We start from the raw sequence: 16884 nt of genomic DNA on the forward strand, positions 1-16884 counted from the left end.
TTATGAATAGGGTTTATAATCGAAAATGGGATCACTTTGTGTAAGGGATAGCAGTGGCATCCTTTTATGAATGTGTAGTTGACTTTTTAGGAAATTGCACTATTATAAAAGATAGAACGAATAGCCCGACCCGCAGGGATACACCATAAAATTTTCATTTCTAAACGATTTAAGTTGGAATGTGGCTTATAGTTTAATGTGTAATTAGGAGAAAAACTTGTTGTAATAAAAGGCCGCACGCATAGGCACCATAAGTCCCTACTGCATATCCTAAGACTGCTAATAATACGCCTACTGGCGCTAGAAACGGACTAAAGGCGGCTGCAACAATGGGTGCCGATGCAGCTCCTCCAATATTCGCTTGGCTTCCTACTGCAACATAAAAAAATGGTGCCTTGATAATTTTTGCCACTATAATCATCACTACGATGTGTGTTGTTATCCATATTATTCCCACTAAGAACAGCAGAGGGTTGTCAAGTAAGGCGCCTAGATTCATGTGTGTTCCTATGGTTGCAACAAGAATGTACAGGAATACGGTTCCAATTTTTGAAGCACCAAAGCTTTCTATTTTACGAACTTTAGTAAAGGATAATAATACTCCTGCCGTGGTCGTAATGATAACTAACCAGAAAAATTCATTAGTGAAAGAATATTTTTCTAGTTCGGGGTAGTTGACTTTGAAAAACGGGGCTATTATATCTGCTAAAAAGTGGCCTAAGCCTGTTAGTCCAAATGCTACCATAAGGACTATCATTATATTATTTGTAGTTAATGATTGTCTTTTTCCTGCTTGCTCTTCTTCTAGTTTTTTCTCTAGTTCAGCTATGGGAGCGCTATCTGCTTTTAACCACTTGTCTATTTTTTCAGATTTTTGAGCGCCATATAGTAAGAACCCCATCCATAAGTTAGCGACTAAGACATCTACTGCAATCATTTGTGCAAAGAGGCTCTTACTTGCGCCAAAAACCTCTAACATTGCTGTTTGATTTGCACCTCCTCCAATCCAGCTTCCTGCGATTGTTGATAAGCCCTTCCATACTTCCTCACCGTTTGATAATGCTACTTCAGGGAAAAAATTACCTACGATGTACAAAGCTAGGGGGCCGCCTATCACTATACCAAGTGTTCCCGCCAAAAACATAATTATAGCTTTACTACCTAGCTTTTTTAAAGCAACAAAATTGATGCTCAAAGTTAGTAATACTAAGCTGGCTGGTAATAAATAGCGAGAAGCGATGGTATATAAATTAGAAGATTCTCCTGAAATGATATCGAAGGTATTTAAAAGTGCCGGAATAAAATAACAAAGCAATACTGAAGGCACAATGCTGTAGAATTTTTTATAAAAAGCTTTTTCGCTAGACGAAGTAATGAATATTACGCCGAGTATTATGAGTAAAATACCTAGTACGACTGCATCATTACTGATTAATGGAGTGTGTTGATCATTCATGTTTTTTTGTAATTGTAGTTAGTTTAATAGTGTATAATATTATCGAAGGCTGCTTCATTTATTATAGCAGCTGCTCCTTATATTTCCAAAATAAGTTAATAAAAAGACCTAAATAAAAAAGACAAACAGCAAATTGAAATACTATAGAAATCAAGAAACCAATTAGTGAACCTGTTGCCGCTTTTAAAGCAGCTTGTATATTAGATTTGTTAAACACTAGTTCGCCAACTAGTCCGCCAATGAAAGCACCCAACAGAAAACCAAGTGGAATAGGTAGCAGGAAACCAGCGACTAAACCTATATTTGTTCCCCAAATACCATATTTGCTTCCGCCAAAATGTTTAGTTCCTTTTGATGGTATGATGTAATCTAGCACCGTTACAACAAGTACAATAAACAGCGTGGAACCCAAGAGATAATAGTTAAACGGGACAACACTAGTAAAGTGTAATAGAAGAAGTCCTAACCAACTAATGGTGGCACCAGGCAAAACGGGTAAAATGCTTCCTGCTATACCTATTAACATACATAGTAATCCTAAGAATAAAAGTAAGATGTCCATAACGTAATTTTTTGTAGTTTTATACCCGATTAAGATAGTAAATCGTAAATTGGTTTTTCTCTTGATAAAAGAACAGGTTATTTTCGAAAACGTATAAAAATAGTATTTTTTATTTCAATTGTTTGTTTGCGTTCTATGGATTGTTCGATAATGAGTTGTGCTTTTGTCTTTAAATGAAGTACGATCTTCAACCAAAATAAAAATAATGATGCTACAATATAATGGTATCTAATTTAAAATAACATTTTGAAATATTACCAGTTACTACTTATTGCTATGCTATTCAATTCTTGTCAATATTTTGACAAGCAAGTTCCTTCTGAAAAGGAGTTGCTGCAAAAGGAGTTGAAATCGATCAACTGGAATGAGGTTGATGAGTACCCCTCTTTTGTTGATTGCAATAAAATGGATAGTAAAACAGAACGCCAACAATGTTTTTTTCAATATTTAACGACCTTGATTCAAGAGAAGATTATGGTTGATACTTTGTCAATTATGTATCCTGAGTTAGATACCATTCAAGTATTAGTTACTGTTTTTCCTAATTCTAAACTTAAATTCGAACCTCAATTCCCGAAGGATTCTGTTGCTTATGACACAATTAAAATCGACAGTATTTTACATGCTCGACTGATTGATTTTCCTAAAGTTAATCCTGCAATAAAACGTGGAATTCCCGTTAAAACGCAGTTTATTTTACCTGTAATAATAAAAGTAGAATAAATAATGCCTTTTACTTTTTCTCATCCTGCAATTATATTACCGCTTTTTAAACATGAAAAAATATCTGCAACTGCGTTAGTTGTTGGCTCTATGTCTCCTGATTTTGAATATTTTTTCAGAATGAAAATGCAAAGTGAAATCAGTCATAGTTTTTTAGGTATTTTGTTAATTGATTTTCCACTTGGTATTTTTGTCATGTGTGTATTTCACGGCATTATTAAAAATAGCTTAATAGATCATCTTCCGTCTTTTTTTAAAGCTAGATTACAGTTGTTAAAAAATAGTAATTGGTTTATTTATTTGAAAGATAATATGTTAGTCGTTTGTATATCCTTTATAATTGGAGCGCTTTCTCACCTTTTTTGGGACTCGATGACTCATTGGGATGGCTATATTGTACAGCGAGTAGCTTTCTTAAACGCTCCGATTTTAAATATCCCAATCTATAAACTAATGCAACATTTAAGCAGTATCGTGGGTTTAGCCATAATATTGCATTTTATTTATAAACTTCCAGTCCTACCTACAACTCCCACTACTGAACCTATGAAATATTGGATGGCAGTAACCTTAATAACATCAGTAATACTGGCGTTGCGATTTAGTTTTGGTTTACAATTACAGGAAATAGGAAGTTTAATTGTAAGTATTTTATTTTCGGGAATGATTGCGCTTACCGTTGTTGGCTTATTATATAAAAGTAAAACAGCAAATTAAAAAGTTGTATACTTTCTGCTTTGTTCGTTTCAAAATCTTTTACAGGCATTGCTTTGGCAATTCTATGGCCACTCTCGCTTCGTTAAAAGAAAATAAAAGCAATAGTGCGTTTTAAAAATAGCAGCACAACTATAATGAATTGCGTAGTTTTGTATCGAATAGTAATGATGCTTGAAGAATGAAATTATCAGGGGAATGATTGTAGAATTATCTTAGCAAACCGCATCCTATGAGTTACAATTATACTCAAGCATTTAACTTACTTCTATCAATTTCGATGATTCGAGATTAGGAATGATTTTCATTTAAAAATATAATAAATTGGCAAACGAACGCATTATATTAGGAATTGACCCGGGAACCACGATAATGGGTTTTGGGTTAATCAAGGTAGTGAACAAAAAAATGGAATTTATTCAATTGAATGAGTTACAGTTGAATAAAATGGATGACCATTACATGAAACTGAAACGCATTTTTGAACGAACAATTGAATTGATTGATACACATCACCCTGATGAAATTGCAATTGAAGCTCCGTTTTTTGGAAAAAATGTGCAATCTATGTTAAAGCTAGGGCGGGCTCAAGGTGTTGCAATGGCTGCAGGTTTGTCGAGAGACATTCCTATAACTGAATATGAGCCAAAAAAAATAAAAATGGCAATCACAGGAAATGGTAATGCTAGTAAAGAACAGGTTGCTAAGATGCTCCAGCAATTGTTGGGTCTGAAGGAATTGCCTAAAAATCTCGATTCAACTGATGGATTGGCAGCAGCAGTTTGTCATTTTTTTAATTCAGGTAAGGTGATTGGTACTAAAAGCTACAGTGGCTGGGATGCATTTGTTAAACAAAATGAAGAACGAGTTAAAAAATGAGCGGAATCTATATACATATCCCTTTTTGCAAACAGGCCTGTCATTACTGCGATTTCCATTTTTCGACATCGATGAATAAGAAGGAAGAAATGGTTTTGGCTTTGGCCAAAGAAATTCGCTTACGCAGAAGTGAATCTGCAAATGAAGAGGTCGAGACTATTTATTTTGGAGGAGGAACACCTAGTGTATTGACTTCAGCTGAAATTGACTTTTTAATATCTGAAGTATATCAGAATTATTCCGTTGTCGAGAATCCTGAAATCACACTTGAGGCCAATCCTGATGACCTCTCTACCGAACGAATTGTAGCCTTATCAAAGAGTAAAGTAAATCGACTAAGCATAGGAATACAGTCTTTCTTTGAAGATGACTTGAAAATGATGAACCGCGCACATAATTCCGTGGAAGCCCAAAAATGTTTGTCTGAAGTATCAAAATATTTTGATAATATCTCGATTGATTTGATTTATGGTGTTCCCGGAATGACAAATGAAAAGTGGCAACTCAATATCGAAAAAGCATTGTCCTTCAGAATTCCGCATATTTCTAGTTATGCGTTGACGGTCGAACCTAAAACAGCCTTGAAAAAGTTAATTCAAACTGGAAAAGTGGCTGAGCCAAACGACGAGGTAGCACAAGAACATTTTGTTATTCTTGTAGATACACTTACTGCAAATGGTTTTGTGCATTACGAACTGTCTAATTTTGGAAAAGAAAATTATTTTTCGAAAAATAATTCGGCTTATTGGTTAGGGAAAAAATATATTGGCATTGGCCCTTCGGCACACAGCTATGATGGTATTTCTCGTTCTTGGAATATTGCCAATAATCCTATGTACTTAAAAGCAATTGCAATTGACGAATTACCAAACGAAATTGAGACACTTTCTCAGTCTGATCGCTACAATGAATATATTATGACGGGATTGCGTACGATTTGGGGCGTTTCTATAAGTAGAATACAATTAGAATTTGGCCAAACATTTTCAGATTATCTAATGAAACAAGCAGATAAATTCCTAAAAGACGGGCTACTTGAAATTGAAAACGATATTTTGAAACCTACAAAAAAAGGAAAGTTTTTAACGGATGGAATAGCAAGCGATTTATTCATGCTAAATTAGCTGACTTAGTTTGTAAATAATGCCTATTTCAAATCTACAAAAGCAGTTGTTGCATATACCATAGAATAGTTGAATAATCGAAGAGCTTAATTAGTTTTATCTAGATAATACGACTGTTTCTTTTACGACGATGTGCAATGAGATTATTAGAATTTTTGTGAATAGTTCAGTATTTCTATGATAGCTTTATAAAAGAAAATATTTTAAAAATTGCTAAGAAGACAATAAGTTGAAGCCAGTAAAATTGCTTGAACCACAATTAAAAGATTTATATTTGATGATATAAAAGTGTCTCAAGACGAGATGCTGAAATAAATTCAGCATAAATGAAAACGACAATCCATCACAACGATACCATATTTCAAGTCGATTTATCTCAACCTATTGATATTTCGATTCCAATTACAAATAATGACGAAAATCCAATTGCCTGGTACATTGATAAACCTGTAATTGAACCTGTGAAATTTGGAGAATGGGTCGGCAAAGTATCATCGGGCATGTCTTCTACAAATTTTAATAATATTCTTTTTAATCCTCATGGGCACGGTACACACACAGAGTGTTTGGGGCACATTACAAAAGATTTTTACAGTATTAATCAGGCTTTGAAACAGTTTTTTTTCAGGGCTGAATTGGTTTCTGTTAATTTAGAAAATAAAGAAGGCGATTCAGTTATTAGCAAAGATGAAATACAAAGGGTTTTAAACGGTAAAGCTCCTGAAGCTATAATTATAAGGACATTACCAAATAGTTCGAGTAAGAGATCTAGAAAATATTCCCACACTAATCCTCCTTATCTAGAGGAAGCAGCAGCGCGTTTCATTCGCGAAAGCGGAATTCATCATTTACTCATTGATTTGCCTAGTGTAGATAAAGAAAAAGATGAGGGAAAACTGCTGGCTCACAAGGCTTTTTGGAATGTTACTGATGTTAATCGCTTAAATAATGACGCTAGATTAACCGCAACAATAACCGAGATGATTTTTGTAGATGATGTCGTGCAAGATGGTGCGTATTTGCTAAATATTCAAATAGCCTCGTTTGAGAACGACGCTTCGCCTAGTAAACCTGTATTGTATAAAATATAATTACCGTCTCCATACATAAAAACAGAGTGAATGCTCCTTTTTTACTTTTTTTAATAAAAGAGGATTGTTGAGTAGCTTTTGGTTTTGGAGGAAGTGCAGTCAACAATTGATTACATCTTTTAATTTTGGCTTTACTGAAAGAATCAATTTATTTTGAATTATTAATATCACCTCAAAAAATGGTGTACTGGGGTAAAACGCAAAATTTTTAGCAAGATGAATTTAGAAAAATTTCACGAATACTGTTTGTCAAAGCAGGGCGTAACTGAACATTTTCCTTTTGATAATGACACATTAGTTTTTAAGGTAGGAGGAAAAATCTTTGCTTTGTCATCATTAATAAAATGGGAAGAAGGTCAGCCTGCAGTAAATTTAAAATGCAATCCAGAATTTGCTGAGGAATTACGGGCGCAATATGATGCTATTACAGCGGGTTTTCATATGAATAAAAAACACTGGAATACTGTGGTAATTAACAAGGAGGTCAATGACCAATTGCTGGAAGAACTTATCGAACATTCGTATGATTTGGTGTTTCGTAGTTTACCTAAAATAACACAAAAAAATATCGAGAATCTTGAATAACCATTCGTCGATACTTACTGTCGATTCAACTACTATTATGATAGCCGTGACGAATAAAACTTTCTCACTAGAAGAAATAGTAGTAAATTTATTCTTCACCTTTTTATAGAAAATACCATGAGCAAGGCACTAAATATACTTTTAATAGAAGACGACGAAATAGAAATTATGAAATTCAATAGGGTATTAAGTACTTTAAAATTAAAACATAAAATCGTAGAAGCTAACAATGGCGAAGAAGCGATTGAGATTTTAAAGGTTAAGGAAATCGTTCCCGATATTATCGTTTTAGATTTAAACATGCCCAAAATCAACGGTATTGAGTTTTTAGGAATTTTGAAAGCGGACGATTATTTAAAATATATCCCTGCAATAATATTATCTACTTCAAGCAACCACAAAGACGTTTTAGAATGTTACCGAATTGGTATTGCTGGTTATGTTATTAAACCTTTGAAATATGACGATTATGTAGACAGGATTACTAAATTAATTGAATATTGGAGTTGTAATGAATTAATAACGAATTAAAATCTTATGTACGGAATTGTCAATAAATCAATCGAAGACTTAGTTATCACTAATTTTGGAAAAGAGAAATGGGATATTATTCATAAAAAAAGTGGCGTAAATATTGATTTCTTTTTAAGTAATGAAGTTTATGATGATGATGTTACATATAAAATAGCCACAGCTGTAGGAGAAGTGATGAACATGACGCTAAGCGAAGTGCTTATAGCTTTTGGGCAGTGGTGGGTTATGAAAACTACAAAGGAGAAGTATCCTGGATTAATGGAATCAGGAGGAAATAATTTACGGGATTTTCTAGTAAACCTACCCAATTTTCATAATAGGGTAATGTTAATCTACCCCAAACTCACTCCGCCAGAATTTAAAGTAAGTGATGTTACTGAAAAAAGTCTTAATTTACATTACTATTCACACAGAGAAGGACTACAAGACTTTGTTAGAGGCATTTTAATAGGCTTAGGTAATGTTTATGAAACAGCTGTTGTCCTAGAGTTAATAGCGTCTAGAAATGAAGGAAGTACACATGAAGTGTTTAAAGTAAAATGGTAAAGAAATGGCTGAAGTAGCAATGCATTTTAATGAAGATAGTTTTAATAGAATATTTCCATTCTATTTTCAGTTAAGTTCAGATTTAAAGATAATAAACTTTGGAAAAAGTCTTGCTAAAGTTTGTCCAGATCTAGAAAGAAATGCATCATTTAGCAACTGTTTTGCTGTCACAAGACCACAATTAGAAATGGTGTCGTTTGCAGAGCTATTAAAAAACGACAAACAACACATTCTATTAAAATATGCAAAAACTGATCTAACACTTAGAGGTCAGTTTGAAATCATGGACGACACCCTATTATTTGTGGGGTCACCTTGGTTCACATCAATGAATGAGGTAATCAATAGAGATTTAACATTTGAAGATTTTGCTCATAATGATCCTCTACTCGATTTACTGCACGTTTTAAATAATGCCGAGAATACTTCTAAAGAATTAAAAGAATTACTGCTAACGATAAATCGACAAAGAAACCAACTTAAATCAGACCAAGAAGAGTTGAATCGCTTGTCGTATGTTGCCAGTGCTAATAAAAACGGAGTTGTTTTTACAAAACTCGATGGAACTATTTTTTGGTGTAATGATGCATACACTAGTTTAACTGGTTTTGATAGAGAAGATATATTAGGTAAGACCCCTCTTGAAGTAGGTAGAACATCAAAAACAGACAAGGAAGAAATAGTAAAGATGATTGCTGCGTTCAATGCAAGTGAATCCTTTGAGGTGGATTTACATCACGCTCGAAAAGATGGTAACTCATTTTGGTCGCGTGTTAAAGGACAACCCATAGTGAACGATGAAGGTGTTGCTACACAATATTTTGCTATACTAGAAGATGTGTCACTCAAAAAAAGATACGACGAAAGTCTAGAAATTGAGAAAGAAAAATACCGAAGCATCATTGCAAACATGAATTTAGGCTTGCTTGAAGTAGATTTAGACGATCGAATCACTATGGCAAATCAAAGCTTTTTAGAAATGAGTGGCTTTGCATTAAACGATTTATTAGGTGAAAAAGCAGCAATTAAATTTTTGTCTCCAGAAAGTATAAAATTGATAGAATCAAAAGGAATTTTAAGGAATAATGAAATAACAGATTCTTTTGAAGTTACTGCTATAAATAAAAATAAAGAAAGAAAATCATGGTTGGTTAGTGGAGCTCCAAATTATGACCTTCAAGGAAACGTAATAGGCTCAATAGGCATACATCTAGATATTACGGGTCAAAAAAACCAAGAAGAGCAGTTGTATCTACTATCGTTAATTGCCGAGAAAAATATTAATGCGGTTATTATATGTGATGCCCAAGGCTATATAGAGTGGGCAAATGGCAGTTTTTTAAGAATGTCAGGATATACTCAGGAGGAAATTATAGGTTGCAGACCTGGTCGCTTACTTCAAGGAGCCGACTCTGATTTAAATTCAGTGAAATACCTTAGAGAACAAATAAAAAAAGGATTGCCATTTAATTGCGAGATCGTCAATTACTCTAAAACCAAAGAAAAATATTGGGTTAGAATTCAAGGGCAGGCATTATATGATAAAGAAGGTGCTATAATTAAATACTTTGCTATAGAAGAGGACATTACAGCACAAAAAAATCTTGAAGATCAAAAAGAGAATTTAATAAGTGATTTAGCAAAAACCAACAAAGAGCTAGAAGACTATGCTCAAATTGTATCGCACGATTTAAAATCTCCGTTGCGCAGTATAAATTCTTTAATATCATGGATTAAAGAAGAGAACGAGAATAGTTTTGACGAACAAACCATCAAATATTTCTCTCTAATAGAGCACAAAGTCGAAAAAATGGATCATCTAATCGAAGGAATATTGACTTATTCTAAAATTGATAAAGACGAAACTAGAAACGAGAGTGTAGATACCCATGCGATAATAAGTAGTATTATCGGTATTATTCACGTACCACAACACATCACGATAAGGATTGTCGATACATTACCTACTATAAAAGCCGACCGTTTTAAAATTCAACAATTGTTTCAAAATTTAATTGGTAACGCCGTGAATTATATTGAAAAAAAGGAAGGATTAGTAGAAATTGCAGCTGAGGAATTAGAGACTAGTTTTGTTTTTTCGATAAAAGACAACGGGATAGGAATGGCAAAAGAAATTCATTCTAAAATATTTGAGACATTCAAAACGTTTACTAACAGTAAGCATTCTACAGGATTAGGTTTATCCATAGTGAAAAAAGTAATTGATTTTTATAAAGGTGAAATTTGGTTAGAGAGTGAGGAAGGAATTGGAACTACCTTTTACGTTAAACTTAAAAAATAACTATGAAAATTATTCAAGCATATAAAAAAGACGGCAAACAATGGGAATATTTCCAACAGAAAGCAATTCTTAACAATCCTTTAGTTTTAGTTTTTGGTAATCGCTATCTATTAGAGAAATCTGAAATCATTGAGAATATTAGAACAGAATTCCCGTATGAGAATATTGTTTTTGGGTCTACGGCAGGTGAAATATTATGTTGTCATGTTAATGACAATTCTATTTCGGTAACAGCAATAGAATTTGAAAATGCTACGTATAAAGTTGAGAGAGAAAATATTTTAGATTTTAATAAAAATGCAGTTGAATTAGGCAAGTCACTTTATGAAAAAATGCCAAAGGATAATTTAAAACATTTGTTTGTACTTTCAGAAGGTAGTTTTGTAAATGGTAGTTCGTTAATTAATGGATTAGAAATTAATCTTAATGCGAGTTTGTCCATTACTGGAGGTATGTGTGGCGATGATGCGCGTTTTGAAAAGACCGTAGCTTCGTTTAAAGAAAATCCAAAAGAGGGAGAAGTTATTTTAATAGGTTTTTATGGAGATAGTTTAGAAATATCTTATGCAAGTTTTGGTGGTTGGATTCCATTTGGTCCCGAGCGTATTATCACTAGATCTGAAGGTAATATTTTATATGAAATTGATGGGCAGCCTGCTCTTGATTTGTATAAAAAGTATTTGGGAGAGAAATCAAATGAACTCCCTCAAGCATCGTTGTTATATCCATTGAATGTAACTCCAGATGGAAAGAAAGATCCCGTTGTACGTACAATTTTAAACATAAATGACGAAGATCAATCAATGATACTCGCTGGAGATGTTCCTGTAAATTCAAGAGTACAATTAATGATGGCATCTGTGGATGGTATTGCTCAAGGTGCTCAAACTGCTGCAGATTTGGCGATGACTAATAGAAAAAATAGACCAGAGCTAGCATTATTAGTTAGTTGTATAGGAAGAAAATTAGTTATGAATCAAAGAGTAGAAGAAGAAATTGAACAAGTAAGAGAAGTTGTGGGAGATAATGTGCCGTTAGCAGGCTTTTACTCTTACGGTGAAATGGCTCCGTTTAATGGGAGCACCTCGTGTGAATTACATAATCAAACAATGACACTAACCTTAATTAGCGAGTAATGCATTCATTATTAAAAAGACAGATAGATAAAAAGCTTAAGGGAGGTCTCAACGATTTAGATGTTTTTTTAGAAGCAGTTGATGAGTCGTACTTAAATTACGAGAGTCAAATTGATATGTTACAACGCGCAATGAAGATAAGCTCGGATGAATTATTTGATGCTAATCAAAAATTACGTGATGAAGCAGAAAGCTTAAAGGAGGTTAATAAAAACCTGAAGAAAATTTTAGAGTCAATGAGTTTAGATCCTGAACTTACCTTGATAGAAGAAAATTTTGACTCATCTGATTATATCAAGAACCAATCAATAGAAATTGTTCGAATAAATAAGCAAAGAGAAGAGCTTTTAGTGAACTTAGAGAAGCAAAATGTAGCTTTAAGCGAGTATGCGCATATGGTATCACATGATTTAAAATCACCATTGAGGACTATTGATACATTAGTAAATTGGTTCATGCAAGACAACCATGAGATGATGAATGGAACTAATACGAAGTCTCTACATAAAATACTTTTTAATGTCGAAAAAATGGATTTACTGATTAATGGGATTTTAAATTATTCCTCTATCGAAAGTCAGTCGCATGAAACCCGGAGTATTGATCTAAATATACTAGTGGCAGACCTTTTAAAAACGATGAATATTTCCGAACGAGTTTCAGTTTCGATCGATAATCCACTACCCAAGTTATTAGGCAATGATTTTAGATTGAAGCAGCTTTTTCAAAATTTAATAGATAATGCTGTAAGGTATAATGATAAAGAAAATCCTGTAATTACCATTTCTAGTTCAGAGAGTGATCAAGACTATAATTTTAAAATTTCAGACAACGGAGTTGGGATTCCAGAGGCGTATCAATCTAAGATATTCGAGGTTTTCACTAAATTACACAGCGAAGGAAATTCCTCAGGAATAGGATTGTCAATAGTAAAAAAAATAATTGAATATTATAAAGGGAGAATTTGGCTTGAAAGTCAAGAAAAAGTAGGTTCAACCTTTTATTTCACAATACCAAAAACAAATGGAGAAGCCTAATCTAAATTACATAAACGATTTATCTGGCGGTAATGAAGAATTTAAGATCAAAATTATTGGGATACTAAAAAGAGAACTTCCAGTAGAAATTGGGACATATCAAGAACAAATGGCATTACCAGATTATACTCAGGCTGCACAAGCAGTACATAAATTAAAACACAAAGTTTCCATTTTAGGTCTCGAAAAAAGTTATTATCTTGCTTCTGATTATGAAGATAATTTAAATGATAACTCAGTAGCCTTAAAAGATAATTTTGAATTAATATTAAAAGCTATGGAAGAGTTTGTTGTACAACTGTAAAACAACCTTAAATGAATTGCATTATTATAGATGATGAAGAAATGGCTAGGGCTATTATGTCGCAATTCGTGGCTAATTTTACTAATTATAAGGTCGTAGGTGAATTTTGTAGCGCCATTGAAGCAATCAAGTTTTTAAATCAAAATCAGGTAGATGTTATTTTTCTAGACATTCACATGCCTAACTTCACGGGCTTTGATTTTATCCAAACTATAAAAGACCCTCCACATGTTATACTTGTAACATCTGATAGGAACTTTGCTATTGAAGCATTTGAATATGAATGTATTGTTGATTATCTCGTAAAACCAATTACCGAATCTCGATTTATTAAAGCCATTCATAAAGTATCATCATTACTAGCAGAACCTGAAAATAAACAATTAAATAAGGAACTGAAAGTCGAAACTGATGAAGTCGTCGATGAAAATTTTTATGTTAATATTGATCGCAGATTAATAAAAATTAATTTTAATTCAGTTAATATAATCGAAGCTAAAGGAGATTATATTCATATTAAAACTGAAATTAAAAATTATATCGTTCATTCTACTCTTAAAAAAATCGAAGACAAATTACCCAAAGACATTTTCTTGAAGGTGCATCGCTCCTTTATAATTAACATTAGTAAAATTATAGATATTGAAGACAATAGTGTCTTAATAGCTAAAGACGTTGTACCAGTCAGTCGTTCTAATAGAACAGAGCTATTAAATCGGTTAAATGTTTTGTAAACGTAAGTTTAATCTTGTGAATTAATGTTAATAATGTAGTTCATCGATTAAATATGTTGTTTTATCTAAATTATTGTACATTAGAGTTGTATTTAAAACGATAGCTATGGAAATCAATTTAACTATTACAGGAAGTGCAAATGTAAATCAGATCGATGATGATGCTACAGGTTACTATTTAATATCTAAGCGGTGGACTATGATAAATGATAGTAATATAACTTTTGTAAGAATTAACGGTTTAGGTTACTGTTATAATGCGAATTGGGCTGGTCCCAATAATAAGCTAGAAACAAAAAGCATTAGCAGTAAAAGCAAAAATACTATTATGGTAAGCCATGCACTTATTAAATCATTTTTTGTTAACCACAATGGAGAACTAGTTTTACCTAACACTAGTGAGATACGTAGTTTAATAGGATTTGACAGAAATGAGTTGCAGCTAGCTAATTAAAATTACTTTAACCTAAAAAAGTAATATGCTCAAAATTCTATCTGAACGTCTAAAAATTACCACTGGTCGAATGCAAATTTGATCTCATCGAAAACATTAAAAAAGTTCAGACAGTTGTACTTAACTTTGAATTGAAAACATCATCAAATCACCTTTTTTGTCCCAAAATGAAATAAGATTTAAAAACCACTTACATTTTAATACCTGTCAAGGAATAAGATTGTAAAAGAATATCGCAAGTTTTCAAAAAACAAATTTAGTATTGACTGTCCTTTTAGTTAATATCCAAAAAAAAGACTGCTACCACGAGCAGTCTTTTTTTTGTACTATATTTTTTAAGCAATGCCTTTAAAGAGAAGCGTTCTTTACTTGATTTTAAATAGGGGCTGGCTTGTTAAATTCCATTTTATACGTAACCCAAATTCATTAAATGTAAAACCAGATGCTGTGGTAGATGCAATATTACTTCTAGTTACATAAAAGTTGCTTAACAATCGATCTGAAAATTTGTAACCTATTTTTCCTTGGACACGGTACGTCCATTGTTTGCTATCATCTTCTATAAATTGAAAACCTGTTGCAAGATTTGCATTGTAAAACCATGATTTAGCTTCCACACCCTTTTCATCTCGAAGTAACTCTAGGAATAACTCTACTGCATTAAACTTTTTAGGACTAAAGTAATCTGCAGGTACACGATCTTTAAATGCTATGTATTGATAATTAAGTCCACCTTTTAGAACGGGATTAGACATGAAGTTATAATAGAATGAAGTAAATAATAAATTTCTATTGTTATTATCAGTTTGAGCTGTAAAAAAGTATTGTGTAAACCATCCAAAATTAAAATTGGTACTTAAATTATAATTAAAGTAATAGTTGTTTGTTGCAATCTCTTTATCAATTAAGTCAGAGTTAAAATTTTGCATCTCTCTTTTATACCCAACTTCTAAATCTTGAAGTTTTAAAGGTTTAATTTTAAAGTAGGTGTGAATTAGAAGCTGGTTATAGCTTGTAGTAACAGAATTGGCTGAATTTACACCCACTTCAAATGCGTAACTAATCTTTGGGTGAAACTGATAGGTGGCGCCTAATAGAAAATCATTACTTTCTGCATTAGCGCTTGTTACTTTATTATCAGTTTTTCTAAATTGATAGGTGCTGTTTACAGACCATTTTGTTGACAATGGTAAATTGATTTCGGTGTGAGATGCCATTGCTGTATTGTCACCATTATCAAAGGAGTAACTAAATTTTTGTTCTACATATGGAGTGTAGTCTTCCTTTAACTTTTTTATAAAATTTAAGGCATCACTTTGATTGTTAAAAACTTCTAGAGTAGTAACCGCCGCTTGATAAGCTAAGCTAATTTCCCCAGATGCTTTAAATGCATTTGCTATCCCTAAATTTCCATCAAATGATTTGCTGTCATTTTTTAATATTTGTTGGTAGTTAGTAATACTTTCGGGAAAATTACTTTTATATATTGCTAATGTTGCAGCAAGAGAAAGTACCCAGTTTTCATTACTATTTGTAGTTTCTAGTTTCTCTATATACGAGTCAGCTTCCTTGTATTTTTTATTCCAAATCAATGCTTGCACATAACGCTCTTGCGTTTGCTTCTTTAAACTTTCATCTGTGATAGTTTGTGATTTTTCTAAAGATTCTGTAGCTAGCTTTAAAGCAGTTTTTTCCTTTTTATCAATATGCTCGAGTAGTGATAAACCATTTAAAGCAATTACTGGATTGTCAGGTTTTAGTAAATTATAGACATCTTTTCCTTTTTGAATCTCTTTAGTAATAAGATACATATTTGCTTTGTTCATTAACGTCTCTTTGTCTAAAGGGAAATCAGCCAGAATCTCATCATAGTAAATTGCTGCATCATCAAATTTCTTTTCGTTCACTAATTGGTAGGCATAGCCTAATTTAATATATTTTCTTGAAACTAAAGCTCCTGGATTTGCATCTGATAATTGCAATGCTTTATTAACATTAATCAACGCCTCAGGATACTCTTTTAAATTAGACAAGGTATTAGCAAATCCCAAATGGGCTACAAAATTTGTAGGATTGTCTTTTATAACTTCTTGGTAAAACACCTTGGCCTCGTCATATTTTTTATTCCAAAGCAAAGCCTCAGCATAGTTGAGCTCAATTTCTAAGTCGCCAGGATACTCTTTTTTTAATTGTATAAAATTGATTAATGCCTGGTCAGCTTTATTGTTTAATCCAATAGCTCTTGCATAACAAAGTCGCGCTGTTTTATTTTCAGGATATTCTTTTAGTATTTCCTTGAAAAAAACTTCTGCACTTGCAAAATCTCCTTTCTCCAATTGAGAAAAGCCTTTTTTCATGTCTTGGGCATGCATTGTGAAGCTAATGATACAAAAAAATGATAGGATAATTTTGTGGGAAAATTTCATGAATAGTGATCTAGGGTTCGATGATGCAAGTTAAGGATTAATTAGTAATATTTCATCTACACTTTTAAGTCATTCATCTAACAATAATAACCGTTTTTAGGATAAAGCCGACATTTGTGGCAACAAAAGAACCAAAAAAGTAAAAAATTATAGCTTTAAAAATAAATTATAATTCGGGTGTTTATGAAATTAAAGGATTGTTAAATTCCCAAAACAGTGTATATTTAGAGAATCATATGAATGCTATAATTTTAAATGAGACTGGTATTGTCCTTTC

General features: G+C 32.6%; 17 protein-coding genes. 14 read left to right on the plus strand and 3 right to left on the minus strand.

Annotated features, from left to right (window positions below; genetic code table 11):
* Nucleotides 1-193 precede the first annotated feature (193 nt).
* Together H603_RS0111165 and H603_RS0111170 are read right to left on the minus strand one after the other, a co-directional pair.
* Nucleotides 194-1456 carry a DUF819 family protein gene (locus H603_RS0111165; protein ID WP_026708683.1) on the minus strand — a complete coding sequence of 421 codons (1263 nt, stop codon included), beginning with the start codon at nucleotides 1454-1456 and terminating at the stop codon, nucleotides 194-196.
* 61 nt (nucleotides 1457-1517) lie between these two features.
* Nucleotides 1518-2018, minus strand: coding sequence for a DUF456 domain-containing protein (locus H603_RS0111170; RefSeq protein WP_026708684.1), 501 nt, complete (start codon nucleotides 2016-2018; stop codon nucleotides 1518-1520).
* Nucleotides 2019-2294: 276 nt separating this feature from the next.
* On the opposite strand from H603_RS0111170, the gene H603_RS0111175 reads away from it, so the two are divergent.
* The 14 genes from H603_RS0111175 to H603_RS0111240 all read left to right on the plus strand — a co-directional run bounded on the left by H603_RS0111175 (nucleotide 2295) and on the right by H603_RS0111240 (nucleotide 14181).
* Complete coding sequence (locus H603_RS0111175) at nucleotides 2295-2741, plus strand: hypothetical protein (RefSeq protein ID WP_157510434.1); 447 nt, start codon at nucleotides 2295-2297, stop codon at nucleotides 2739-2741.
* 3 nt (nucleotides 2742-2744) lie between these two features.
* Nucleotides 2745-3458, plus strand: a complete 714-nt coding sequence (locus H603_RS0111180) for a DUF4184 family protein (RefSeq protein WP_026708686.1) — start codon at nucleotides 2745-2747, stop codon at nucleotides 3456-3458.
* A 321-nt stretch (nucleotides 3459-3779) separates the two neighbouring features.
* A complete protein-coding gene (gene ruvC / locus H603_RS0111185; RefSeq protein ID WP_026708687.1) occupies nucleotides 3780-4334 on the plus strand; it encodes a crossover junction endodeoxyribonuclease RuvC in 555 nt (184 codons plus the stop codon).
* Complete coding sequence (hemW, locus tag H603_RS0111190; RefSeq protein ID WP_026708688.1) at nucleotides 4331-5458, plus strand: radical SAM family heme chaperone HemW; 1128 nt, start codon at nucleotides 4331-4333, stop codon at nucleotides 5456-5458. The genes ruvC and hemW overlap by 4 nt, the downstream gene beginning before the upstream one ends.
* A gap of 326 nt (nucleotides 5459-5784) precedes the next feature.
* Entirely contained in the window at nucleotides 5785-6549 is a 765-nt protein-coding gene (locus tag H603_RS0111195; protein WP_026708689.1) for a cyclase family protein, read from the plus strand.
* A 216-nt stretch (nucleotides 6550-6765) separates the two neighbouring features.
* Entirely contained in the window at nucleotides 6766-7134 is a 369-nt protein-coding gene (locus tag H603_RS0111200) for an MmcQ/YjbR family DNA-binding protein (protein WP_026708690.1), read from the plus strand.
* Between the two features lie 117 nt (nucleotides 7135-7251).
* A complete protein-coding gene (locus H603_RS0111205; RefSeq protein WP_026708691.1) occupies nucleotides 7252-7665 on the plus strand; it encodes a response regulator in 414 nt (137 codons plus the stop codon).
* Between the two features lie 6 nt (nucleotides 7666-7671).
* Nucleotides 7672-8214 carry a heme NO-binding domain-containing protein gene (locus H603_RS0111210; protein ID WP_026708692.1) on the plus strand — a complete coding sequence of 181 codons (543 nt, stop codon included), beginning with the start codon at nucleotides 7672-7674 and terminating at the stop codon, nucleotides 8212-8214.
* A 4-nt stretch (nucleotides 8215-8218) separates the two neighbouring features.
* Nucleotides 8219-10516, plus strand: a complete 2298-nt coding sequence (locus tag H603_RS0111215; RefSeq protein WP_026708693.1) for a PAS domain-containing protein — start codon at nucleotides 8219-8221, stop codon at nucleotides 10514-10516.
* 2 nt (nucleotides 10517-10518) lie between these two features.
* Nucleotides 10519-11652 (plus strand): FIST signal transduction protein, encoded by a 1134-nt coding sequence (locus H603_RS0111220; RefSeq protein ID WP_026708694.1) that lies wholly within the window; start codon nucleotides 10519-10521, stop codon nucleotides 11650-11652.
* The gene (locus H603_RS0111225) at nucleotides 11652-12689 is read left to right on the plus strand and encodes a sensor histidine kinase (RefSeq protein WP_026708695.1); all 1038 of its coding nucleotides are present in this window, start codon (nucleotides 11652-11654) and stop codon (nucleotides 12687-12689) included. The genes H603_RS0111220 and H603_RS0111225 overlap by 1 nt, the downstream gene beginning before the upstream one ends.
* Nucleotides 12676-12993, plus strand: a complete 318-nt coding sequence (locus H603_RS0111230; protein ID WP_026708696.1) for a histidine kinase — start codon at nucleotides 12676-12678, stop codon at nucleotides 12991-12993. Before H603_RS0111225 ends, H603_RS0111230 begins: the two co-directional genes overlap by 14 nt.
* An 11-nt stretch (nucleotides 12994-13004) precedes the next feature.
* Nucleotides 13005-13727, plus strand: a complete 723-nt coding sequence (locus H603_RS0111235) for a LytR/AlgR family response regulator transcription factor (protein ID WP_026708697.1) — start codon at nucleotides 13005-13007, stop codon at nucleotides 13725-13727.
* Nucleotides 13728-13833: 106 nt separating this feature from the next.
* On the plus strand, nucleotides 13834-14181 hold the full coding sequence (locus H603_RS0111240; RefSeq protein WP_026708698.1) for a hypothetical protein: 348 nt from the start codon (nucleotides 13834-13836) through the stop codon (nucleotides 14179-14181).
* A 365-nt stretch (nucleotides 14182-14546) separates the two neighbouring features.
* Here the strand turns inward: H603_RS0111240 and H603_RS0111245 are convergent, their stop codons facing one another.
* On the minus strand, nucleotides 14547-16538 hold the full coding sequence (locus H603_RS0111245) for a tetratricopeptide repeat protein (RefSeq protein WP_245576109.1): 1992 nt from the start codon (nucleotides 16536-16538) through the stop codon (nucleotides 14547-14549).
* Between the last annotated feature and the right edge of the window lie 346 nt (nucleotides 16539-16884).

The organism is Flavobacterium frigidarium DSM 17623 (genome assembly GCF_000425505.1).
GTDB classification, from domain to species: domain Bacteria; phylum Bacteroidota; class Bacteroidia; order Flavobacteriales; family Flavobacteriaceae; genus Flavobacterium; species Flavobacterium frigidarium.